This is a genomic window from Pallidibacillus pasinlerensis, from assembly GCF_009996845.1.
Classification (GTDB): Bacteria; Bacillota; Bacilli; order Bacillales; family Caldibacillaceae; genus Pallidibacillus; species Pallidibacillus pasinlerensis.
Genome location: NZ_JAACYS010000013.1, coordinates 1 through 23706 on the forward strand (window position 1 = coordinate 1; position 23706 = coordinate 23706).

General features: G+C 36.5%; 21 protein-coding genes, 1 pseudogene and 3 other annotated features. Of the genes and pseudogenes, 18 read left to right on the top strand and 4 right to left on the bottom strand.

Annotation, left to right across the window (positions count from 1 at the left end):
- Nucleotides 1–627 precede the first annotated feature (627 nt).
- The 8 genes and pseudogenes from ytxC (at nucleotide 628) to GW534_RS04485 (ending at nucleotide 7262) form a co-directional block, all read left to right on the top strand.
- The gene (gene ytxC / locus GW534_RS04450) at nucleotides 628–1467 is read left to right on the top strand and encodes a putative sporulation protein YtxC (protein WP_161919858.1); all 840 of its coding nucleotides are present in this window, start codon (nucleotides 628–630) and stop codon (nucleotides 1465–1467) included.
- A 95-nt stretch (nucleotides 1468–1562) separates the two neighbouring features.
- Nucleotides 1563–1820, top strand: a binding site (T-box leader).
- 67 nt (nucleotides 1821–1887) lie between these two features.
- Nucleotides 1888–3828 (top strand): threonine--tRNA ligase, encoded by a 1941-nt coding sequence (thrS, locus tag GW534_RS04455; protein WP_161919859.1) that lies wholly within the window; start codon nucleotides 1888–1890, stop codon nucleotides 3826–3828.
- A 206-nt stretch (nucleotides 3829–4034) separates the two neighbouring features.
- Nucleotides 4035–4703, top strand: a pseudogene (locus GW534_RS04460) (AAA family ATPase); the annotation flags it as partial.
- Nucleotides 4704–4853: 150 nt separating this feature from the next.
- Nucleotides 4854–4993: a sequence feature (ribosomal protein L20 leader region), on the top strand.
- A gap of 11 nt (nucleotides 4994–5004) precedes the next feature.
- Nucleotides 5005–5586: a translation initiation factor IF-3 gene (infC, locus tag GW534_RS04465; RefSeq protein ID WP_161919861.1), complete on the top strand. Its 582-nt coding sequence runs from the start codon at nucleotides 5005–5007 to the stop codon at nucleotides 5584–5586.
- Between the two features lie 18 nt (nucleotides 5587–5604).
- The gene (gene rpmI / locus GW534_RS04470) at nucleotides 5605–5793 is read left to right on the top strand and encodes a 50S ribosomal protein L35 (RefSeq protein ID WP_161919862.1); all 189 of its coding nucleotides are present in this window, start codon (nucleotides 5605–5607) and stop codon (nucleotides 5791–5793) included.
- 35 nt (nucleotides 5794–5828) lie between these two features.
- Entirely contained in the window at nucleotides 5829–6188 is a 360-nt protein-coding gene (gene rplT / locus GW534_RS04475) for a 50S ribosomal protein L20 (protein WP_161919863.1), read from the top strand.
- Between the two features lie 87 nt (nucleotides 6189–6275).
- On the top strand, nucleotides 6276–6536 hold the full coding sequence (locus tag GW534_RS04480) for a DUF1294 domain-containing protein (protein WP_281351961.1): 261 nt from the start codon (nucleotides 6276–6278) through the stop codon (nucleotides 6534–6536).
- Between the two features lie 153 nt (nucleotides 6537–6689).
- Complete coding sequence (locus GW534_RS04485; RefSeq protein ID WP_161919864.1) at nucleotides 6690–7262, top strand: TVP38/TMEM64 family protein; 573 nt, start codon at nucleotides 6690–6692, stop codon at nucleotides 7260–7262.
- Nucleotides 7263–7459: 197 nt separating this feature from the next.
- Here GW534_RS04485 and GW534_RS04490 read toward each other — a convergent pair whose 3' ends face one another.
- A complete protein-coding gene (locus tag GW534_RS04490) occupies nucleotides 7460–7879 on the bottom strand; it encodes a sigma-w pathway protein ysdB (RefSeq protein ID WP_161919865.1) in 420 nt (139 codons plus the stop codon).
- A gap of 156 nt (nucleotides 7880–8035) precedes the next feature.
- Here GW534_RS04490 and dut point away from each other — a divergent pair, with 156 nt between their 5' ends.
- Nucleotides 8036–8473, top strand: coding sequence for a dUTP diphosphatase (dut, locus tag GW534_RS04495; RefSeq protein WP_161919866.1), 438 nt, complete (start codon nucleotides 8036–8038; stop codon nucleotides 8471–8473).
- Nucleotides 8474–8875: 402 nt separating this feature from the next.
- The gene (locus GW534_RS04500; protein WP_161919867.1) at nucleotides 8876–9964 is read left to right on the top strand and encodes a M42 family metallopeptidase; all 1089 of its coding nucleotides are present in this window, start codon (nucleotides 8876–8878) and stop codon (nucleotides 9962–9964) included.
- 134 nt (nucleotides 9965–10098) lie between these two features.
- Here the strand turns inward: GW534_RS04500 and GW534_RS04505 are convergent, their stop codons facing one another.
- The 3 genes from GW534_RS04505 to sspI form a co-directional block, all read right to left on the bottom strand.
- On the bottom strand, nucleotides 10099–11241 hold the full coding sequence (locus tag GW534_RS04505; protein WP_161919868.1) for a glycosyltransferase family 4 protein: 1143 nt from the start codon (nucleotides 11239–11241) through the stop codon (nucleotides 10099–10101).
- 351 nt (nucleotides 11242–11592) lie between these two features.
- Nucleotides 11593–12444: an MBL fold metallo-hydrolase gene (locus tag GW534_RS04510; RefSeq protein ID WP_161919869.1), complete on the bottom strand. Its 852-nt coding sequence runs from the start codon at nucleotides 12442–12444 to the stop codon at nucleotides 11593–11595.
- A 167-nt stretch (nucleotides 12445–12611) separates the two neighbouring features.
- Nucleotides 12612–12821, bottom strand: coding sequence for a small acid-soluble spore protein SspI (gene sspI / locus GW534_RS04515; protein WP_161919870.1), 210 nt, complete (start codon nucleotides 12819–12821; stop codon nucleotides 12612–12614).
- Nucleotides 12822–12963: 142 nt separating this feature from the next.
- Here sspI and GW534_RS04520 point away from each other — a divergent pair, with 142 nt between their 5' ends.
- The 8 genes from GW534_RS04520 (at nucleotide 12964) to GW534_RS04555 (ending at nucleotide 23515) form a co-directional block, all read left to right on the top strand.
- Nucleotides 12964–13722: a TrmH family RNA methyltransferase gene (locus GW534_RS04520; RefSeq protein WP_161919871.1), complete on the top strand. Its 759-nt coding sequence runs from the start codon at nucleotides 12964–12966 to the stop codon at nucleotides 13720–13722.
- Between the two features lie 150 nt (nucleotides 13723–13872).
- Nucleotides 13873–14110: a binding site (T-box leader), on the top strand.
- Nucleotides 14111–14185: 75 nt separating this feature from the next.
- The gene (pheS, locus tag GW534_RS04525; protein ID WP_161919872.1) at nucleotides 14186–15226 is read left to right on the top strand and encodes a phenylalanine--tRNA ligase subunit alpha; all 1041 of its coding nucleotides are present in this window, start codon (nucleotides 14186–14188) and stop codon (nucleotides 15224–15226) included.
- Nucleotides 15227–15293: 67 nt separating this feature from the next.
- Nucleotides 15294–17702 carry a phenylalanine--tRNA ligase subunit beta gene (pheT, locus tag GW534_RS04530; RefSeq protein ID WP_161919873.1) on the top strand — a complete coding sequence of 803 codons (2409 nt, stop codon included), beginning with the start codon at nucleotides 15294–15296 and terminating at the stop codon, nucleotides 17700–17702.
- Nucleotides 17703–17911: 209 nt separating this feature from the next.
- Entirely contained in the window at nucleotides 17912–18178 is a 267-nt protein-coding gene (zapA, locus tag GW534_RS04535) for a cell division protein ZapA (protein ID WP_161919874.1), read from the top strand.
- A gap of 54 nt (nucleotides 18179–18232) precedes the next feature.
- A complete protein-coding gene (locus GW534_RS04540; protein WP_161919875.1) occupies nucleotides 18233–18763 on the top strand; it encodes a CvpA family protein in 531 nt (176 codons plus the stop codon).
- A gap of 171 nt (nucleotides 18764–18934) precedes the next feature.
- Nucleotides 18935–20668, top strand: a complete 1734-nt coding sequence (gene polX / locus GW534_RS04545) for a DNA polymerase/3'-5' exonuclease PolX (RefSeq protein ID WP_161919876.1) — start codon at nucleotides 18935–18937, stop codon at nucleotides 20666–20668.
- Nucleotides 20669–20715: 47 nt separating this feature from the next.
- Nucleotides 20716–23076, top strand: coding sequence for an endonuclease MutS2 (locus GW534_RS04550; RefSeq protein ID WP_161919877.1), 2361 nt, complete (start codon nucleotides 20716–20718; stop codon nucleotides 23074–23076).
- A gap of 31 nt (nucleotides 23077–23107) precedes the next feature.
- Entirely contained in the window at nucleotides 23108–23515 is a 408-nt protein-coding gene (locus tag GW534_RS04555) for a DUF350 domain-containing protein (protein WP_161919878.1), read from the top strand.
- The last annotated feature ends 191 nt before the right edge of the window (nucleotides 23516–23706 follow it).

Here is a 23706-nt window from a genome sequence, read left to right on the forward strand (position 1 = left end):
AGGACAGATTGAGGGTGAAAATAGGGTGAAGTGTCTTTCATAAGGTCGATGAAGGACAGATTGAGGGTGAAAATTGCGTGAAATGTCTTTCATAAGGTCGATGAAGGACAGATTGAGGGTGAAAATTGCGTGAAATGTCTTTCATAAGGTCGATGAAGGACAGATTGAGGGTGAAAATAGGATGAAGTGTCTTTCATAAGGTCGATGAAGGACAAAATAAGCGAGAAAGTTGGAGGAACTGTCTTTCATAAGGTCGATGAAGGACAAATTAACGGAGAAAAGCGGAAGAACAGTCTTTTATAGAGTCTCAAAAAGCCAAAAGTTTGCAAATTCGAAGTGATTTGTCTTTTATAGAAGCTCAAAAGACCAAAAGCTAGCAAATTATGAAATGAACTGTCTTTTATAGAGGTTCAAAAGGCCATAAGCTTGTTATTTTCGAATCGAACTGTCTCTCTAACACCGGCATAAGGCTCAATTTCCCTCATTTTCCTAAAAATCTAGTCAACATCTTTTCGCCTCACATCACAACAACCCTAATCTAAATTCCGAAAATATAAATCATACTTCTAAAACGGCCAAGCCCCCCATATATATTAAAACAGGAATGCCTCATAGGGGGGTCGAAGCTTGATAACAATTCAATTTCAAAATAAAGATGAAATGGATTTTTTATATTTTTTATTAAAAAAATCCAAACAAACCATGATCCAAGTCCAAAAGAGTTATAATGGTCTCGTTATTCAGATAGATAATGAAAAACGAGAGCAAGGACTTTTGATCATACATAAGCATTTGAAACAGCTCGTTATGAATAAAAAAAGGGTGGTTTGGTGCAAGCGAGTCATTCAAGAAAAGTTTTTTTTCAAAGACGAGGAGGAACAAACTCAAATCATTGATATTCTTTTTTCTATATTGGATGGGAAAAGAAAGGATCTTCCAATTGATGTCAATCATGAGCAAGAGGAACGAAAAATTGACCAAGCTTTAAAAGAAGTGCTTTCAAGTAATCGCACCTTCTCCTTTGATGCGTTTGTTATGTTTCGCCTAAGACCTTATTTAGAAAATCTTGCTCCGTACATTGAAACAGCAATTGATGAATATAAGATGGAACAGGATTATCAAGCGTTTATTCACTATCTCCGCAACTTTTTATCGGGTCGTAAGCCACAAATGAAAAAAGTTTATATCGTGCATGATGATGGTTTCACATTTTTTAATGAACAAAAGCAAATGATGAAACGCTCGGAGTTAAACAAACGAATTGACCGGAAGCTACTTTCTGACCATCCTGTCTACGTTGATTCAATCACGATTGCCCCTCTCATATCGATTGCGCCAGAAAAAATATATTTATTTACAGACCACCCTGAATTCGGTATCATTCAAACGTTAAAAAATATTTTTGAAGAGAAAATTTATATTCAATCATTAGAAGCTATTAGCAATTATTCCCTTACTAATAACTAAAATGTGCATTACAAGGCAAGAAGTTCCATTAACTTCTTGCTTTTTATTTTTAAAATGATTATAATACTATCATACAAAAATGAAATAAATGAATGATAAAAGTAATGCAAAGGACATGAGTTATTTATTACGGTTTTCAGAGAGGGAAGACAAGGCTGGGAGCTTCCTAACACGGATAAATAACTTACCACCTTTAAACTTCAACTGTGAACGGGTAGGATGTGAATCTTCCTCAGTAATAGTTGACGGTACCAACCGTTATTGGAATCTGAGCCGCGAAACGTAACTATATTTATGTAGTTTTTTGCGGGAATCAGGGTGGAACCACGGGTAAATAACAACTCGTCCCTATTTGTTTAGGGGCGAGTTTTTTATTTTTCAGTAGAAAATAAATTCAATAAAATTAAGGAGGCAACAAACATGTCAGAAGTTATTAAAATTTCATTCCCTGACGGAGCTGTGAAGGAGTTTCCAAAGGGTTCAACAACAGAAGATATCGCTGCATCTATTAGTCCAGGACTAAAGAAAAAAGCGTTAGCTGGTAAATTGAATGGTGAGTTACTAGATTTGAGAACTCCAATTGAAGAAGATGGAGAAATTCAAATCTTAACAGATAAAGATGAAGACACTCTTGATATTATGCGCCATAGTACAGCTCACTTAATGGCTCAAGCGATTAAACGCCTTTTCCCTAATGCAAAATTAGGTGTTGGTCCAACAATCGAAAATGGTTTCTATTATGATGTTGATGTAGAACCAGCGATTACACCTGAAGATTTACCGAGAATTGAAAAAGAAATGAAAAAAATTATCGGTGAAAACCTAGAAATTAAACGTGTTGTCGTTAGCCGTGAGGAAGCGGTCGAGCGCTACAAAGAAATTGGCGATGAATACAAATTAGAGCTTATTGAAGCCATTCCAGCAGATGAAACAGTAACAATTTATGAACAAGGTGAATTCTTTGACCTATGCCGTGGGGTGCACGTGCCTTCAACTGGTAAAATTAAAGAATTTAAATTGTTAAGTATTGCTGGTGCTTACTGGCGTGGTGATAGTAACAATAAAATGTTACAACGTATTTACGGAACAGCTTTCTTCAAAAAAGCAGATCTAGACGAATATATCCGTATTCGTGAAGAAGCAAAAGAGCGTGACCATCGTAAACTTGGTAAAGAACTTGATATTTTTGCCATTAACCAATTAGTTGGTCAAGGGTTACCGTTATGGTTACCAAAAGGTGCAACTATCCGTCGCACAATTGAACGTTATATTGTCGATAAAGAAATTGAACTTGGTTATGACCACGTTTATACTCCAGTTCTTGCGAATGTGGATCTTTATAAAACAAGTGGTCACTGGGATCATTACCATGAAGACATGTATCCGCCAATGGATATGGGTGATGGTGAAGAATTAGTACTTCGTCCAATGAACTGTCCACACCATATGATGGTTTATAAAAATGAACCACATAGTTACCGTGAATTACCAATTCGTATCGCGGAACTTGGTATGATGCACCGTTACGAAATGAGTGGGGCGTTATCAGGATTGCAACGTGTTCGTGGCATGACTCTAAACGATGCGCATATTTTCGTTCGTCCAGATCAAATTCATGAAGAGTTTACACGGGTTGTTGAATTAATTATGGAAGTTTATAAAGACTTCAATATTACAGATTATCAATTCCGTCTATCTTACCGTGACCCACAAGATAAAGAAAAATATTTTGATGATGATGAAATGTGGGAAAAAGCACAAAGCATGTTAAAACAAGCGATGGACGACCTAGGTCTTGAATACTACGAGGCTGAAGGGGAAGCTGCCTTCTACGGTCCTAAGTTAGACGTTCAAGTTCGTACTGCCCTTGGTAAAGATGAAACATTATCAACTGTGCAACTTGACTTCTTATTACCGGAGCGTTTTGACTTAACTTATATAGGTGAAGACGGTGAAAAACATCGTCCAGTTGTTATCCACCGTGGTGTTGTTTCAACTATGGAACGTTTCGTTGCTTATTTAATTGAAGAATATAAAGGTGCGTTCCCAACTTGGTTAGCACCAGTTCAAGCAAAAGTGATTCCAGTATCGAATGAACTTCATTTTGACTATGCAAAACAAGTTCATGATGAATTGAAAAAATCTGGCATTCGCGTTGAATTAGACCTTCGTGAAGAAAAAATGGGATACAAAATCCGTGAAGCGCAAATTCAAAAAATCCCGTATATGCTTGTTGTTGGGGATAAAGAGGTTGAAGATAAAGCAGTTAACGTTCGGAAATACGGTGAGAAAAAATCCGAAACTGTTACATTTGATGAATTCCTACAAAAAATTAAAGAAGAAGCGAGAGTTATTCGTTAATTCCTCTTGTGCTTACAAAGATCGCCTGAAATACGGCGGTCTTTTTTGTAACAAATTTTAAGATTTGGTCGAGTCATACATTGTTTTAAGTTAATAAAATTTCTAAAAATATAAAGTTTTGCTAATATTGAATATAATATTTATCGTAAATTTACAAAAAAGGGCGGGAAGAAATAATGGTACATATAAATGAAGCTTTGACAAAAATGAAACAAGAAATGGAACGGATAATCGTCGGGAAAGACGAGTTAGTTGAACTTTTTACAATCGCGCTACTCGTGAATGGTCATATATTGTTAGAAAGTGTGCCGGGTACAGGGAAGACGACCTTTGCTAAAACTTTTTCCCAACTTATTGCTGGGGAATTTAAAAGGATCCAGTTTACTCCTGATGTTTTGCCAAGTGATGTAACAGGTATTCAATTTTTTAATCCAAAAACACAGGAATTCGAATTGCGTGAAGGTCCTATTATGACAAATATTTTACTTGCGGATGAAATAAACCGTGCCACCCCTCGTACACAGTCTAGTCTTTTAGAAGTAATGGAAGAACTTCAAGTGACGATTGATGGTGAAACGATTAAAGTCGAGCCTCCGTTTATGGTCATTGCGACACAAAACCCGGTTGAATCCCGTCAAGGCACGTTCCCCCTTCCTGCAGCGCAAATGGATCGCTTCTTTATGAAAGTGGATATCGGTTATCCTTCCGTAGAAGAGGAAAAAAAGATGCTCCGTTACAATCGAGAGACGCTGGCAAAACCGACAGTTGAACCGGTGTTAACAAAAGAAGATATTGTCAAATTGCAAAAGGCTTTAAACGAAGTACAGATTATTGAAGATGTTGAAGATTATTTGTTATCGATTATAAGACTGACGAGTTGAAGGGTGTCAAAGGGAATATAAAGAAAACTATTGTATTTATAATATAAGTTTGTTATAATTTTTTTGTTGCATTTGCGAAACAGGCAATATTGACATCATGTCTAATCTATGTTAAGATGTAACAAGTTAAATTGAATACGATGTTTGTAAAAGAAGAGGCACCCGCTTCTCACCTGGAAGACGCTTTTAAAGGCTGTTAACAGGTTTTAGACAAACTTATGATGTGTCTTATTATGATCACAGAATAATAGTGCGGGTGTGTTGTCCTGCACTTTTTTATTGCATAAATTTATGCATGACGAACCATCTTCTTCATCCAAACAGGTATTCAACCAATCTCTGGAGGTGTCTTAATATTAGCAAAGATATGATTGTTAACGAGGGCATTCGCGCTCGTGAATTACGCGTAATTGATGCAAATGGCGACCAATTAGGCATTAAGTCAAAAAGTGAAGCACTGGAAATCGCTAGTCGTAGAAATCTTGATTTAGTTTTAGTTGCTCCAAATGCAAAACCACCGGTGGCTAGAATTATGGACTACGGTAAATACCGTTTCGAGCAACAAAAACGTGAGAAAGAACAACGTAAAAACCAAAAAACGATTACGATGAAAGAAGTTCGTTTTAGCCCAACAATTGATGAGCACGACTTTAATACAAAATTAAAAAATGCTCGTAAATTTATCCAAAAGGGCGATAAAGTTAAAGCTTCCCTTCGTTTTAAAGGTCGGGCAATTACACATAAAGAAATTGGTCAAAAGGTGCTGGATCGATTTGCTGAAGAATGTGCAGATATCGCTACAATTGAAACGAAGCCAAAAATGGAAGGTCGAAGCATGTTCTTAATTTTAGCACCGAAAACCGAAAAGGATAAGTAATCTAAGGAGGAATTTTTCATGCCTAAAATGAAAACACACAAAGGCTCAGCAAAACGTTTTAAAAGAACAGGAACTGGTAAATTGAAACGTTCTCATGCTTATACAAGCCACTTATTCGCAAATAAATCTCAAAAACAAAAACGTAAATTACGTAAAGGTGCAGTTGTATCTCCTGGAGATTTCAAACGCATTAAACATATGATCTAATTTTACTTAACGAAGAAATTTAGGAGGGTTTTAATATGGCACGTGTAAAAGGTGGTACAGTTACGCGCAGACGTCGTAAACGTGTACTTAAATTAGCAAAAGGTTATTACGGTTCAAAACGCACTTTATATAGAACAGCAAATCAACAAGTAATGAAATCATTAGTGTACGCATATCGTGACCGTCGTAAACGTAAGAGTGAATTCCGTAAATTATGGATTACTCGTATCAATGCGGCAGCACGTCAAAACGGTATTTCTTACAGCCGTTTAATGCACGGTTTAAAACTTGCTGGTATCGAAGTTAACCGTAAAATGTTAGCTGACTTAGCAATTTCTGATGCTAAAGCATTCACTGAGTTAGTGAACGCAGCAAAAGCTCAATTAGATAAATAAGTCTAATTCATATCAGTCATTCTTCAACTGGAAGGATGACTGTTTTTATTTTTCACAAAAAATATAGATGGGATTTGAGGGATTGGATTGGAAAGTGTAATTACTGTAGTACTCGTTGTCGTTAATTTGCTTGGCTTTTTCATGATGGGAATAGATAAAAGACGTGCTGTTAAGCGGAGTTGGCGAATTAGTGAAAAATGGCTATGGACTGTGGCTTGTTTTTTCGGTGCAATCGGTGCGACTGTGGGAATGTATGTTTTTAACCATAAAACAAGACATGTATCTTTCCGGTTCGGGTTCCCATTTCTTGCCATGCTGCAACTTTTATTAGTTTTAAACTATTTGTAATGGACAATTAATATATTAAAATTTTTTAAAAAGGCATATCCCACTTCCGTTTTGTATATTTTTATATTAAAAGTGTAATTTTTTCATTGGATTTTTTTAATCCCTCTGAAAAAATACAGCAAGATGCAAAACGAAGCGGGAGGGTGTAAAGGGATGGCTGAAAAGGCTGAATATGTTTTAAACCTCGTTCAAATGAGTGGTATTCTTGCACCAATTATTTTTATTCTTTTTCATACATTACGCCAGTTTTTCTTTATCCCTGTAATTGTCGTTTGTTTAGCGGGTGGACTGTTATTCGGCGCAGTGTTCGGATCGATATATTCGTTAATCGGTTTAACGTTATCAAGTTTTGTCGTTTATTTTTTACTACGAATCTTTCCATCTTTCCACAAAAAACTACAAGAAATTAAAGTGAAATGGTTTGGGCCTTATGCCAATTTTACAACTGGGCAAATTTCTGTTTTGAAGCTAGTTCCATTTATGCATTATCAGTTGCTTTGCTTTTGTTTAATGGAGCGGAAGAAAACTTTTCATGAATATGCGTTAAGTTCATTGTATACGAATATTCCAGTTGTCGTTTTTTATACGGTGTTTGGTCAATTTTTCAAACATTTCTCACCTGCGATGGGAGTGGTATTTTTAATCGGTTTAACGGTACTCATCATTGCCTTTCGCGAAAAATTCGTCATCATAAAGTGGAAGGATTTTTTTAAAGCTACGTCGTGAGTAGCTTTTTTATTTTGGTTTAGGTGTTTTGACGAAGTAGGAATCTGGAAAATGTCCTCATAAGTGCGATGAATGTAAAAAATGTAGTCGCTCCCGAAAAGGTCTTTCATAAGTATAATGCCGACTGAAAATAAAAGATACCAACAAAAAAGGCCGTTCTTAAATATATGAACGACCTGATTTAGAATATAAAATTGTTACGCCTCATCCTCCCACGGCTTGTCCGGGTTGTTATCATCATCGTTAAGGAACTCTTTGATTGGGCTTTTCCAATCAATTTCCGCCTTCGGATAATATTTTTGAACATGTTGCTCAATTGTTCTGAAATCACTTTTCGTTAACCCTTTTAACGATGCGATGCTCTTTGGGAAAATAAAGATAGAGACAACTTCGAAAGCATCAGTTGTTGTGCCTAAGTATTTTTCTCCTTCAAAAAGTACACCTTTATACGTTAGTAAAAAGTTTTTCCTTACATTATTCGTATCATCCAAGAAATAAAAACGTTTTTGCTCGTGGGCAAGCTCAAGTTTTCGTTTTGGGTGAAGAATATATCGGATTCCTGTATAAATTAACAAGATTATTAGTGCGATGATACCAAGTCTGATCAGTAATCCCATACTATCCGCCTCCTATAAAAGAGTTATAAAACCATTATAAATCATATTCTTATTATGAACTATACGATTTAAAAAGGAATAGGTTTCATTTTATTGTAATTTTGTTATAATTTTTTAAGAAAACCAACAACTTCAATGACGATAGGAGATAGACACATGACATACAATTTAAAAGTAAAACTTGTACATAAAGATGCAAAATTACCGTTTTATGCAAATCCTGGCGATGCTGGTCTTGATTTATATTCTGTTGAGGATAAAGTGATTCAACCAGGTGAGGCGGAGCTTGTTGCAACTGGTCTTGCAATCGAATTACCTGAGGGAACTGAGGCGCAAGTAAGACCTCGTAGTGGCTTAGCATTAAAACATGCTGTGACGGTTTTAAATAGTCCAGGAACGATTGATGAAGGATATCGCGGGGAAATTAAAGTGATTCTTATTAATCATGGGAAAGAACCGTTTAAAGTGGAAAAACATATGCGTATTGCCCAAATGGTAATTGCACCCGTTACCCGAGTTGCCATTATACAAGTTGAAGGATTATCTGATACTACTCGTGGTGAAGGCGGCTTCGGATCATCAGGAGTAAAATAAATGGTACGGAGGAAAAATGGTACGGAGGGACAGGTCCGGTGTCTCAATGGTACGGAGGGACGGGTCCGGTGTCTCGAATGGTACGGAGGGAATGGGAATGGTACGGAGGGACAGGTCCGGTGTCTCTATTTTAGAATAGAAACGCTAGGCCTGTTTCTATTTGGGATTCGTGTGTTTAATTAAAGTATTACTATATTGGAATAGGAACAAGGGACCCGTCCCCGTGTACCGCCCCCCGTGTACCACCCGTGCCATAGAAAAAAATGAAACGAGGGACCCGTCCCTGTGTTTCAAAATAGGATAATTTTCTGAAATGAGATATAATACGTGTGTGAGCAAAAACTAATTTACACAATTTTTTAGCTTATATAATTTTCTTTTTTAATAAAGGAGGGTATTTTTGTGGCAAATTTAGATCCAACATTATCGATGTTAAAAGAATTAACGGATGCTAAAGGGATTCCAGGAAATGAACGTGAAGTTCGTGAAGTAATGAAAAAATACATAACGCCATATGCAGATGAAATTACAACAGATGGTTTAGGCGGCTTAATTGCGAAAAAAGAAGGACAAGCAAACGGTCCGAAAATCATGTTAAGTGGGCACCTTGATGAAGTTGGTTTCATGGTAAAACAAATTGATGATAAAGGTTTCATTCGTTTTCAAACCGTCGGCGGTTGGTGGAGTCAAGTGATGCTTGCTCAACGTGTTACGGTTGTTACATCTAGAGGTGAATCAATTACGGGTGTTATTGGTTCAAAACCACCTCACGTGTTATCACCAGAAGCAAGAAAGAAACCATTTGATATTAAAGATATGTTTATTGATATCGGTGCAACAAGTAAAGAGGAAGCTGAATCATGGGGCGTTCGTCCAGGTGACATGATCGTTCCTTATTTTGAATTTACAGTTATGAAAAATGAAAAATTCTTATTAGCAAAAGCGTGGGATAACCGTATTGGTTGTGCGATTGTCGTAGATGTGCTTAAAAATTTACAAAAAGAAAATCATCCGAATATCGTGTACGGAGTAGCGACAGCTCAAGAAGAAGTAGGTCTTCGTGGTGCGAAAACAGCTGCTTATAAAATTGAACCGGATATTGGTATCGCATTAGATGTAGGTACAGCAGGTGATACACCGGGAATGACTGAAAAAGAGTCATTAAGTACATTAGGTGATGGTCCACAAATTATCGTATACGACCATTCACTCGTTTCCCATCGCGGCTTACGTGAATTTGTCGTTGATTTGGCAGAAGAGTTAAATATTCCGTATCAGTTTGAATCTATCCCTGGTGGCGGTACCGATGCAGGCGCAATTAGTCTAACAAAAGCTGGTGTACCAGCCCTTGCAATTACAGTATCTACCCGTTATCTCCACTCCAATGCGAGTGTCATTCATCGTGATGATTATGAAAACACAGTGAAATTAGTAACTGAAGTTGTAAAACGGTTAGATTGGGATACGGTTAATAAAATTAAATTTGATTAAGCGACGGTGGTCCTATTAAAAGGCACTAAAAAGGGGTTGACGTTGATGTCAGCCCCTTAATAAAAACTATTTTTTAATTTATAAAAATAGAATAAGTCCGTTTGTATTGAAATAATATGTTAGAATAATAGAATTTAAGCTAATAATGGATATTTATCTACATTTATCGCATCTTCATAATCCAATAACAGCCGATCAAAAATGGCTTCCCAAGTTTGTGTTAAAGCAAATTCACGTGCCTCCTTGCTCATACTTTGACGTAATCCTTCATCATGAAGTAATTTTTGTATTGCTGAAATAAAAGATTCAACATTTTTCGGTTCGCAAAGCATACCATTTACATTATGTTTTACTAAATTTTTAACTCCACCTGATTTTGCCCCAATGACAGGTGTTCCTGAAGCTAATGATTCAATGACGACATTCCCGAACGTTTCAGTCGCTGAAGGAAAGACGAATAAATCGGATGCCGAATAAACGGCAGCTAAATCTTTTCCGCTTAAAAAACCGGTGAAAGTCATATTTGATGGTGCTTGTGCCATCATTTCTTCCTTAGAAGGACCGTCACCAACGACAAGCCACCGCACATCACCTTTTAAATCATAAGGTAGTTGATTGGCAATTTTTAACAACGTGTCGATATCTTTTTCCGGTGCTAAGCGACTTACAAAGGATAAAATATACTTTTCTTTAATATTATATTTCTCGCGAATTTTTTCTTGTGAGTAATTTGGGTTGTATAACTCACAATCAACGCCACCCGGCCAAATATGCAAGTTCGTAAATCCCTTTTTCCTTAACGATTCGATCGTATCATAGGATGGAACGAAAATTTTGCGAAATGGTTTATGAAACCAACGCATATATCGCCATAAAATTTTTGATAAAAATTGAATATCGTAGTATTGGAGATATTTATCAAAATTTGTATGATACGAACCGACGAGTGGGATATTCATTTTTTTAGCATAATGCAACCCACAAAGACCGACATTGAATTCCGTTGCAATATGAATTATATCAGGCTGAAACTCTTGTAATGCTTGTTTCACACGCAACATGTTTGGTAAGGCTAATCGACATTCTGGATAGAAAAATAGGGGTAAACTTTTAAACCGATGAACTTGACTTGAAAATCTCGTTTCTTTTGAACTTTTCGGTGCAAAGACAATATACTCATGCCCTTTTTCCTCTAAGTAGTCCGTAAAATGCTTCAACGTAATAGCAACCCCGTTTACATCAGGGACATAAGTGTCCGTAAAGATTGCAATTCTCATTCAATCCCTCCAAGCTATTACCATATAAACAAGTATAACTCTTTTTTGATTAAATAGTATTAATCTTTTGTAAATATTTAAAAAATGCTTTATTAGCTACTAGTATATTCAGCAAATTAAAAGTTACAACTCAATATGGCTTATTTTACTAAAACAATTGCCCTATTTCTCCAACATAAAAACCCTTAAAATTTTTAGAGTTTCTTGTTCATTTTTTATACGTTCTTGAAAACATTAGGTTTCATTTGCTTGACAATTGTATCACGTTTTAGTTGAAATTAACAGTTCCTGAAATAAAAATAATAACGCTATAGAATAATTCATGGCCACGATCAGAAATTTGAATCTCAACTAAATGTACTTCCCATAATTGGGAATGGCTTTTTCATCGAAATGTAAAACGAGTTCTTGAAGTCCAGTTGATAGCTCCTCACCACTCATTGGTACTCCGTGTCCTGTAAGGGCAACTTTAGGACTTAGGTCAGCTAACTTTTCAGCAGATTGTTTTGCGAGTTTCCAGTCTGTTGTAAAATATCGGGGCGGTCCGTTAATTTCTTGTTTTTGTATAATTACTTTGTAAAGTGAGTCTTGACGTACCGTTACGAAGGCATCTCCGGCAATTAGTGTTTGATCACTTTCACGGAAAAAGGAGATATGTCCTTCAGAATGCCCTGGTGTATGAACCCACTTCCAATCCGGAAGATGAGGTACTTCACAGTTTGCTGGGATTTCTTTTAAATATGGGCTGATATTGATTCCTTTATTTGGAAATATGGGCGAGAGTTTAGCTACTAGCCCACCTTCAACCGACCCATCAGGTTCAGGATAATTTTTTTGCCCGGTTAAGTAAGGCATTTCTAACGGATGTGCATATACGGGTACGTTCCATAGAGTGACGAGTTGTTCAATCGCACCAACATGATCAAAATGTCCGTGGGTTAAGAGAATTGCTTCAGGCTTTGCATTTTCCCCGAATTTTTCATGGAGCATGGAAAGAATTGTTTCTTCTGAACCAGGCATGCCACAATCAACAAGAACAAATCCGCCACTTATTGTTTCAATGATGGCGATATTGACGATTTGAATTGTGAAAGAATGTACTCCAGGCGCAACCGTTTGAAACAAGCCACTTGATAAAGATGTAAAAGGGAGTAACTTACCTTGCATCGTGTCGCTTATTTCATAATCTTCTTTATGTTCCATTGATTTTCCTCCTTTTTGAAAAATTGAAAGCTGAATTTAGGACGATTTCGAAAAAGGTTGTTTGAAGTTGTAAAGAACGCTGAAATTAGAGGTGTATCACCGAAAAACTTTATACACAACAAATAAAAGGGGAACGCACAATGATAAAATGTTCCCCACAACAACCGTTATCTTTTTAATCCCTCTTCTAACGTTTCTAACATCATCTGTCTTTTCTGTTGATCGGCGTTTAGCCAAATGACTTCAAATAACACGCCGAGACCCGGTAGCATTTTTTCTTCACCAACTTGAATCGCATCAACAATTGTATCTTCTAACTGTTCTTGTGTATTACCAGAAACATTTTGTATAATAGCATGACGTAAATTAAAATTCATTAACGAAACCTCCTGTAATATTGGTCATTGTTATTGTTTTCTTCTTTTTCATGTAATATGTATATAGAATTCGGTATAATGAAGAAAGTCTACAGGCTATAGTGATAATGATTATAAGGAAATGTTGAAAAGGGGATCCGAAGTGAATTTAATTCAATCAGCAAAAAATGAAAAAGTAAAACATTGGAAAAAATTGTTAACGAGAAAAGAGCGGGACAAAACCGGTTTATTCCTTGTTGAAGGGGAACATCTTGTTTTCGAAGCAAAGGCGGCAGGAGTAATCGAAGAAATTATTGTTACGGAACAATATTACCCAAAATTGCCAAAAGCAAAGTTCGGTAATGATGAAGTATATGTCATCGCTAATAATATTGAAAGATTAATTTCTGATACAGAAACACCACAAGGTATTTTTGCTATATGTAAACAAGGAGCGGCAACAGATATAAAAGGAACACGTTTCCTGCTTATTGATGCAGTTCAAGATCCAGGAAATGTCGGAACGATGATCCGTACTGCTGATGCAGCTGGTTTCGATGCGGTTGTGTTAGGTGTAGGGAGTGTGGATCCATACAATCCAAAGGTGCTTCGTTCTGCACAAGGAAGTCATTTTCATTTGCCAATTGTTCGGGGCAACCTGAATGAATGGATTGAGCAACTAAAGGAAAAGGACATCCCAGTTTACGGTACAGCTTTACAAAACGCCGTGCCAATGTATGAAGTGGAAATTGGTCCTTCTTTTGCCTTGATTGTTGGTAATGAAGGACAAGGTGTAGATGAACAATTATTAGAAAAAACAAATCAAAACTTATATATCCCGATCTTTGGTAAAAGTGAATCACTAAATGTCGCTGTCGCAGCAGGTATATTAATGTACTATTTAAGGGGAAATGATTATTAAGCTGTAAAAAAATAGCATCTAACACGTTTTTTATACAAATTGTGACAAAACCTGTTGAATTTTACATACAAATGTTGCGAATTATACAGTCAATCTATATAATATTAAGTAAATCTTATGTATGGATAATATTTCTATAATTAAATAAATTGATCAGTAATGATTAGGGCAAGTAGTTTAGGGCCTTCTATTTCAGGGAGAAAATGCCGTGACTGGAAGCATTTTTAATAGAAGCTAAACGAAATTTCACCCTATGAACTCTCAATCGGGACCACAAGTTTTTTGTGTAAAGATTGAGCGGGAAGACCGTTAATCAAATGAAGTGGATTCAATTCTTTTTGAATTGAATCAATAAGGGTGGTACCGCGATGTAAACCTCGTCCCTTTTTTGGGATGGGGTTTTTTGTATGCAAAAATTTTTGCGCTCGACTAATGAATACAAGAGTTAAAAGGAGGATCTACAGTGAAAGAACGTTTAGAAGAACTAAAACTTGAGGCGTTAGCTAAAATTGAAAGTAGTCAAGATTTAAAACAACTGAATGAAGTACGTGTTGCTTACTTAGGTAAAAAAGGACCAATTACAGAAGTGTTACGTGGAATGGGTAAGCTTGCTCCTGAAGAGCGTCCGGTCATCGGAGCTTTGGCAAATGATGTACGTGCAGCAATCCAAGAACAAATTGAAGCAAAACAAAAAGTGTTAGAAGAGCAAGTGATTGCTGAAAAATTACAAAAAGAATCCATTGATATTACATTACCAGGTCGTCCCGTTGTTCAAGGAAACCATCATCCGTTAACAAAAGTAATTGAAGAAGCGGAAAACTTATTTATCGGACTTGGATACACAATTGCGGAAGGTCCTGAAGTTGAAACAGATTATTACAACTTTGAAGCATTAAACTTACCGAAGGATCACCCAGCCCGGGATATGCAGGATAGTTTTTATATTTCTGAAGAATTACTTTTACGTACACATACATCCCCAATGCAAGCAAGAACGATGGAAAAACATGAAGGTAAAGGCCCTGTTAAAATCATCGTTCCTGGAAAAGTGTATCGCCGTGATGACGATGATGCGACACACTCCCATCAATTTATGCAAATTGAAGGTTTAGTTGTTGATGAAGGTATTCGCATGAGTGATTTAAAAGGTACGTTAGCTTTATTTGCTAAAAAAATGTTCGGTGAAGACCGCGATATTCGTTATCGTCCAAGTTTCTTCCCGTTCACTGAACCATCTGTGGAAATTGATATTTCTTGTAAAATCTGTAATGGCGACGGTTGTAACGTATGTAAAGGAACCGGTTGGATTGAAATTTTAGGTGGAGGTATGGTTCACCCGAACGTACTTCGTATGAGTGGTTTTGATCCTGAAAAATATACAGGTTTCGCTTTCGGTATCGGTGTAGAACGGATTGCGATGTTACGTTACGGAATTGATGATATTCGTCATTTCTATACAAATGACGTTCGTTTCTTAAAACAATTTGCACCATATGAATCATAAAGATTAGTTCGCAATTTGTAATACTCGGTTAAAAAGTATTTTTTAAAAAAGAACAGGAGGTAACTCAATGTTAGTTTCATATAAATGGCTTCAAGACTATGTTGATGTGTCAGATATTAGTCCAGAAGAGTTAGCTGAAAAGATTACTCGTTCCGGTATTGAAGTGGAAGAAGTTGAAAAAAAAGGAGAAAAATTAAAGAAAATTGTTGTTGGTCATGTGTTATCCTGTGAAGAACATCCAAATTCAGACCATTTAAAAATTTGCCAAGTTGATGTCGGCGAGGAAGAACCAATCCAAATTATTTGTGGTGCACCGAACGTAGCAGCAGGACAAAAAGTTATAGTTGCATTAGTAGGTGCACGTATTGGTGGCAACATTAAAATTAAAAGAGGGAAAATCCGTGGTGAAGTTTCTAACGGTATGATTTGTTCTTTACAAGAACTTGGGTTCGATGGAAAAGTAGTTCCGAAAGAATATGCCGATGGAATCTTCGTCCTTCCAGAAGATACTCAAGTTGGAACAGATGTTTTTTCATTACTTAATTTAGATGATGCGGTTTTAGAATTAAGTATTACTGCAAACCGTGCCGATTGTATGAGTATGATTGGTGTTGCTTATGAAACAGCAGCTATTTTCGGTAAAGAAGTGAAACTACCTGCAGCTAATGTACCGGTGTCAGAAGAAAAGGTAAGTGACTATATTTCTGTTCGCTCTGAGTCTGATGATTGTCCAATCTATACAGCGAAAGTCATTAAAAATGTGAAAATTGGTCCATCACCACTTTGGTTACAAAATAAATTAATGGCAGCCGGAATTCGTCCACATAATAATGTCGTGGATATTACAAACTACGTCTTATTAGAGTACGGTCAACCATTACACGCTTTTGACTATGACCGTTTTGGCTCGAAGGAAGTACTTGTACGGAAAGCATATGAAGGAGAAAAAATGGTTACGTTAGATGGTACAGAACGTACATTACGCCAAGAAGATTTAGTCATTACAAATGGAAAAGAACCTGTCGCCTTAGCTGGAGTCATGGGTGGATTAGATTCTGAAGTTAGAGATGATACGACAACCGTTTTACTTGAGTCTGCTTACTTTAACGGTACATCCATCCGTAGAACATCCCGTTACCATGGCTTACGTAGTGAGGCAAGTAGCCGCTATGAAAGAGGAATTGACCCAACTCGCGTACGTTTAGCGGCTGAGCGTGCTGCTGCATTAATTGCGGAACTTGCTGGTGGCGAAGTTCTAGAAGGAACAGTTGCTCATGATGAACTTGTTGTTGAGCCAGTAACTGTAAAAGTTGAATTAAACAAAATTAATAACTTCTTAGGTACAAGCTTAAGTTTACAAGAAGTTGAAGATATTGTTAAAAAATTACAATTCACATATACGTTAGATAATGAAACGTTTGTTATTGAGATTCCAAGTCGACGCTGGGATATTACAATTCAGGAAGATATGTATGAAGAAATCGCCCGTCTTTACGGATACGACAACATCCCAACAACGTTACCTGAAGGTCAACAAACATTAGGTCATCTAACACCATATCAACAAAAACGTCGCGTTGTTCGTGAAGTGTTAGAAGGTGCAGGTTTACTACAAGCAACTACTTACTCATTAACAAGTAAAGAGAAGTTTGGGCAGTTCGCATTACAACCCGCAGAGCCTGTGGAACTTGCAATGCCAATGAGTGAAGAGCATGCAATTTTACGTGATACAGTAATTCCACATCTATTAGATTCAATTGCTTATAACCGTGCTCGTAAAAATGCCGATGTTGGTTTATTTGAAATCGGTAAAGTGTATTACGGTAAAGGTGCTAATGTTCAACCTGAGGAAGTAGAACATTTAGCAGGTGCATTAACGGGTCTGTACGTGAACCATCCATGGCAAGGTGAAAAAGTGACCGTTGACTTTTATACAGTTAAAGGAATTTTAGAAACATTATTTGCCCGCTTACAATTAGCTCAAGGCATTCGTTATGAAAAAGCAGAGATTGACGGTATGCATCCTGGGCAAACAGCTAAAGTTTTATTAAATGATGAAGTAGTCGGTTTCCTAGGAAAAGTTCACCCAACTCGTGAAAAAGAATACGATGTGAAAAATGTGTTCGTATTTGAACTTGATTTAGGTAAACTGCTGAATATTGAATCAAAATCATTAACTTATACGAAGATTCCTAAATTCCCTGGAATTACACGAGATGTGGCGATCGTAGTTGATCAAGGCAAATCAGCAGGAGAGTTAAAAGATATTATCGTATCTGCTGGTGGACAACTGCTTAAAGATGTGAATGTGTTTGACGTTTATATCGGTGAAAAGGTTGAGGAAAATAAAAAATCAGTTGCCTTCACACTTCGTTATTCTGACACAGAAAGAACATTAACTGATGATGAAGTAAACCAAGTACATGAAAAGGTTGTTGAAGCATTACAAAATGCGGGAGCAGAATTAAGAATGTAATAAAAAAGCAGCTGTGTGAGCAGCTGCTTTTTTTAATCGGTAAGCATCCCATTTTAGAAAAGAGTTCAAAAAATTTTATGAATATCTCAAAAGAATAACAAATGCGACATTGTTTTTAAAAATAAATACGATTTCCACTTTTTTCTTCCCATTTTATTTTTGTTCATGATATGATAATATAAGGATTCTGGCGAATGGAGGAAATAATATTGTCAGAGGAACGGAAAAATCGGATCACTGTCGAGATTTTTGGTCAGCAATATACAATAGTTGGCAGAGAACCAGCAAATCATATCAGACATGTCGCTTCAACCGTTGATGAAAAGATGAAAGAAATTAGAAGTAAAAATACGTTTTTAGATACGAATCATTTAGCAGTACTAACCGCAGTGAATGCGGTTAATGAATATATAAAATTAAAAGAAAAATATGAAGCACTACAGGAAAAATTAAATGAAGACGAAAAAGAACTGTAGTTTTCATCATGTTAAACGCTATTTGCAAAGAAACTACAAAAAGGATTGACCGATATGTTAAGTACTATCTTACTTTTTTTATTAATAATAGGCTGTCTAGTTGGACTTAGACGAGGATTTATTCTTCAAGCCATTCACCTAGTTGGATGGATTGTTGCATTTATAGTAGCATTTATTTATTACGATGATTTAGCTAGCCGACTCACGTTATGGGTTCCTTACCCGGCAATTGGTGAAAATACAGAACTACAAGTTTTATTAGATGCCCTTAATGCAGAAACGGCTTTTTATAATGGAATTGCTTTCTTTATTATTTTTATGGCTGTAAAAATTGTTTTACAAATTATCGGCTCCATGCTTACATTTGTAACGAATATACCTGTTTTAAAACAACTGAATTTATGGTTAGGTGGTATATTAGGATTTCTTGAAACATACTTAATTATTTTCATTATTTTATATATGGCAGCTCTAATTCCAATGGAAGTCGTACAAAACTATATTGAAGGATCTTGGGTTGCCAAAGGAATTATTAATAATACACCTGTATTTTCTGGGCAAATTTATGATTTGTTTTTTAATTAGTAAAAATTTGAGAATGAGGCTGGCCGCAACGATGGATCAGTCTCATTTTTTGCTTTCAAAAAAAAGGAGAATTTGAATAACAGCAGTACATTTTTTAGCGATGTGAAAAAATGTTAAAGTATAGTATGAGATATAGTTTCAAAGTTGAATATATTTTGGCAGGTGAAAATAATGAAAAATACAATTGATAAAAAAGATTTAATCCGCCATTTAGAAACGATCGCCATTTATATGGAATTAAAGGGAGAAAACCCGTTTAAAATATCAGCTTTTCGAAAAGCGGCAAGAACAATTGAACTTGATGAACGAACAATTGAAGAAATTGAGGACTTTACGAAATTACCTGGGATTGGGAAAGGTACAGGGGCGATTATTGATGAATTTTTACAAACCGGGAATACAGAAGCATTAAAAACATTGAAGGAAGAAGTTCCAAAAGGGTTAATTCCGTTATTGCAAATCCCTGGCTTAGGTGGAAAAACGATTGCGCGCCTTTATCAAGAACTTAGAATTACAAATTTGGAAGAACTAAAGAAAGCGTGTGAAGAAGGGAAAGTATCCACATTAAAAGGATTCGGTAAAAAGAAAGAGGAAAAAATTTTAGCGGAAATAGAAAGTTTTGGCTCGAAGCCAGACCGTTATCCACTTGCAGATATGTTGCCAATTGTTAGTTGGGTCGAAATGCAATTAGACCAAATGGAGGCAATTGAAAAGTTTTCCCGTGCTGGCAGTGTACGAAGAGTAAGGGAAACGGTTAAAGATTTAGATTTTATTATTGCGACAAACGATGTGCAAAAGGTGAAAGAACAACTAGCACAACTTTCCAATATTAAAGAAATTACGAATGATGGCGATACGAAAGTTTCCATTACTTTTTCCTTTGAAGTGGAAGTTTCCGCTGATTTCCGTTTAGTGTTACCAGATCAGTTTGCGACAACGCTCCATCATTTTACCGGTTCAAAGGATCATAATGTACGGATGCGGCAAATTGCGAAAAAGCGGAATGAAAAAATAAGTGAGTACGGGGTTGAACAACTCGAAACCGGTGAAGTACTTACATTCAATACAGAAGAAGAATTTTATAAACATTTCGATTTACCATGGATTGCCCCGGAATTAAGAATTGATGGAACGGAAATTGATCGGATTAATCAGTTAGACGAGCTCATCTCTTTAGGTGATATTCGTGGTGATTTACATATGCATACTACATGGAGCGATGGAGGAAACTCCATTGAAGAAATGATTGAAGCGTGTCGGAAAAAAGGGTATGAATACATGGCCATTACCGATCACTCACAAAATTTACGAGTGGCAAATGGTTTAACACCAGACCGTTTATTAAAACAAATCGACATCATCCGTGAATTGAATGAAAAATATGATGATATTACCATTTTAGCCGGTTCGGAAATGGATATTTTACCGGATGGCTCGTTAGACTTTAGCAACGAAGTTTTAGCAGAATTAGATTTTGTCATTGCTTCCATTCATACCGCCTTCGGACAGAGTGAAGAATTAATTATGAAGCGGTTAGAAGCTGCTTGTCGCAATCCTTATGTTAATATCATTGCCCACCCAACAGGAAGAAAAGTTGGAGTTCGTGATGGTTATAATGTAAATATTGAACAGCTTATTCAATTGGCGAAAGAAACGGATACGATTCTCGAATTAAATGCAAATCCTAGACGCTTCGACTTACGAACTGACTTTCTTGCTCAAGCCCAAGAAGCCGGTGTGAAACTCATGATTAATACCGATAGTCACCAACATCCGACATTATCGTATATGGAACTTGGTGTAAAATATGCGAGAAAGGCATGGATTCGTAAGGACTCAGTCATAAATGCCTTACCAAAAAAACAATTTTTAACTTTGATTAAGAAGAAGCGAACAGAAGCTTAATATAAAAATGACAACAAAAATACAGCAATGAAAGGAGACTCATCTCCGTGAATGATAAAGCACTTGATACATTAGAATTTCATAAAATACGTGAACAATTGACTAGCTTTGCTTCCTCCAGTTTAGGTCGAGAGGTAGCAGAAAATTTAAAACCTGAAACAGACTTTAATAAAATTGTCCGCTTGCAAGAAGAAACGGATGAAGCAGCAACCGTTCTTCGCTTAAAAGGTCATGTACCATTAGGCGGGGTATTTAATATTTTACCGCATGTGAAGCGGGCGGAAATTGGGAGTATGCTTCATCCTGATGAATTTGTTGAAATTGCCAGTACGATTCGTGCAAGTCGTGTTTTAAAAAAATTTATATCGGAATTGCTTGAAGGAGAGGATGTAAATTTACCGATTTTACAAGAATATGGTGAAAATTTGAATCCTCCAAAGGATCTATATCGTACTATTACTAGTGCGATTAGTGAAAATGGGGATGTGTTAGATAGTGCGAGTGAAAGATTACGTTCCCTTCGTACACAAATCTGCAGTTTAGAAGGTCGGGTACGGGAAAAATTAGAAAGTATTATTCGTTCATCTAGCGCACAAAAAATGCTTTCCGACGCGATTATTACGATTCGGAACGACCGCTTTGTTATTCCAGTTAAACAGGAGTACCGAACTCACTTTGGTGGCATGATTCATGACCAGTCATCTTCTGGACAAACGTTATTTATTGAACCTCAATCAATTGTTCAATTAAATAATGAATTACATCAAGCAAAAATGAAAGAACAGGCAGAAATTGAGCGCATTTTAATGGAACTGTCTGCTGTAACCGCAGAGTATAGTGAGGAATTAAGTCATCTCGTTGCCATTTTACGGGAAATCGACTTTATGTTTACGAAGGCAAAGTTTGGTGCTTCGATTAAAGCGACAAAGCCGATTATGAATAATGATGGTGTGATAAGACTTTTCCGTGCACGACACCCGTTAATTCCACGGGATGAAGTCGTGGCAAACGATATTGAAATCGGAAAAGACTTTACAACGATCGTCATTACTGGACCGAACACCGGTGGTAAAACAGTTACGTTAAAAACAGTTGGACTAATTACGTTAATGGCCCAATCTGGCTTACAAATTCCTGCCCAAGACGGTTCAGAAGTGGCTGTTTTTGAATCAGTGTTCGCGGACATTGGTGATGAACAGTCCATTGAACAAAGTTTAAGTACGTTTTCATCCCATATGGTAAATATTGTCGATATTTTACGTCATGTCGATAATAAAAGTCTCGTCTTATTTGATGAACTTGGAGCGGGTACCGACCCACAAGAAGGGGCCGCATTGGCAATGTCCATCCTCGATGAAGTTCATAGCCGCGGAGCTCGGGTTATTGCAACAACCCACTATCCAGAATTAAAAGCATACAGCTATAACCGGGATGGGGTAACAAATGCGAGTGTGGAGTTTGATGTTGAAACATTAAGCCCAACATACCGTTTATTAATCGGTGTACCAGGACGAAGTAACGCCTTCGAGATTTCGAAACGACTCGGTTTACCGGATGATATTATTGAAAATGCAAGAACCCATATTCATGCTGAGTCTAATAAAGTTGATAATATGATTGCGTCGTTAGAAAGAAGTACTCGTCTGGCAGAAAAAGAAGAGGAAGAAGCAAAAGAAATCTTGAAAGACGCGGAAAAACTGCATAAAGATTTACAAAAAGCAATGATCGAGTTTTACAATAAAAAAGATGAATTGTATGAAAAAGCTCGTCAAGAAGCAAAAAATATTGTCAAAAATGCAGAACGAGAAGCGGAAGAAATTATTCGCGACTTACGAAAAATGCAGTTTGAAAAGGGTGCACAAATAAAGGAACATGAACTAATTGAAGCACGGAAACGTCTTGAAGGTGTCGTTCCTGAAGCAAAAGAAGGCCAGCATCCTGAAGTGAAGAAAAAAGAGAAATATAATTTCCAACCGGGTGATGAAGTAAAAGTTATATCCTTTGATCAAAAAGGTCATTTAATTGAACGAGTTTCGGAAACAGAGTGGCAAGTTCAAATTGGAGTTTTAAAAATGAAAGTGGAAGAAGAGGATTTACAATTAATTAAGAGTAAACCACAACAAGAAACAAGACATATTGTATCAATTAAAGGTAAAGATTACCATGTCGGGTTGGAACTCGATTTACGTGGGGAACGTTATGAAGATGCCTTAGTTCGTCTTGAAAAATATATTGATGATGCGTTACTTGCTGGCTATCCACGAGTCTCCATTATCCACGGAAAAGGAACTGGGGCTTTACGGACTGGTGTACAAAATTATTTGAAGAAACATCGGCAAGTGAAATCTTTCCAATATGGAAGCGCCAATGAAGGCGGAACTGGTGTCACAATCGTTGAGTTGAAATAGTTGAATTCCAAATAATAAAGAGGGATCATAAATGGAACAATTTTGGGAAAGTGAACTTGTGAATCATGCAGCCAATTATGGTGTTGCTATTCTTTGTACACTTGTTTTTCTAGCAATTTTTGAACTTGTGACGAAATATAATAATTGGGAAGAAATAAAAAATGGAAATATGGCCGTTGCAATGGCAACTGGTGGGAAAATTTTCGGGATTTTAAACATTTTTCGTTATTCAATTTTGCATAACGACTCATTATTTGTCATGATCGGTTGGGGCATTTTCGGCTTTTTCCTTTTACTTATTGCCTATTTCATTTTTGAATTTTTAACGCCGAAATTTAATGTTGATGAAGAAATCGGTAAAGGTAATCGTGCCGTTGGTTTTATTTCAATGGTGATTTCCGTTGGCCTATCTTATGTAATCGGAGCTGGCATTATGTAAGATATGCAAAATGGAGGAGAGGAAACTGGATAAATTAGGAAAAGTTTTAATTGCTGTTTGTATTTTATTTTTCCTATGTGGTTGTGTATATTTATTTTTAAATTAATATAGCCAAAAAATAGTTCGAAAGTACTCCCTACTTGTGATTGCTAAGTAGGGAGTATTGTTTTTATTTTAAATTTACAGATTTT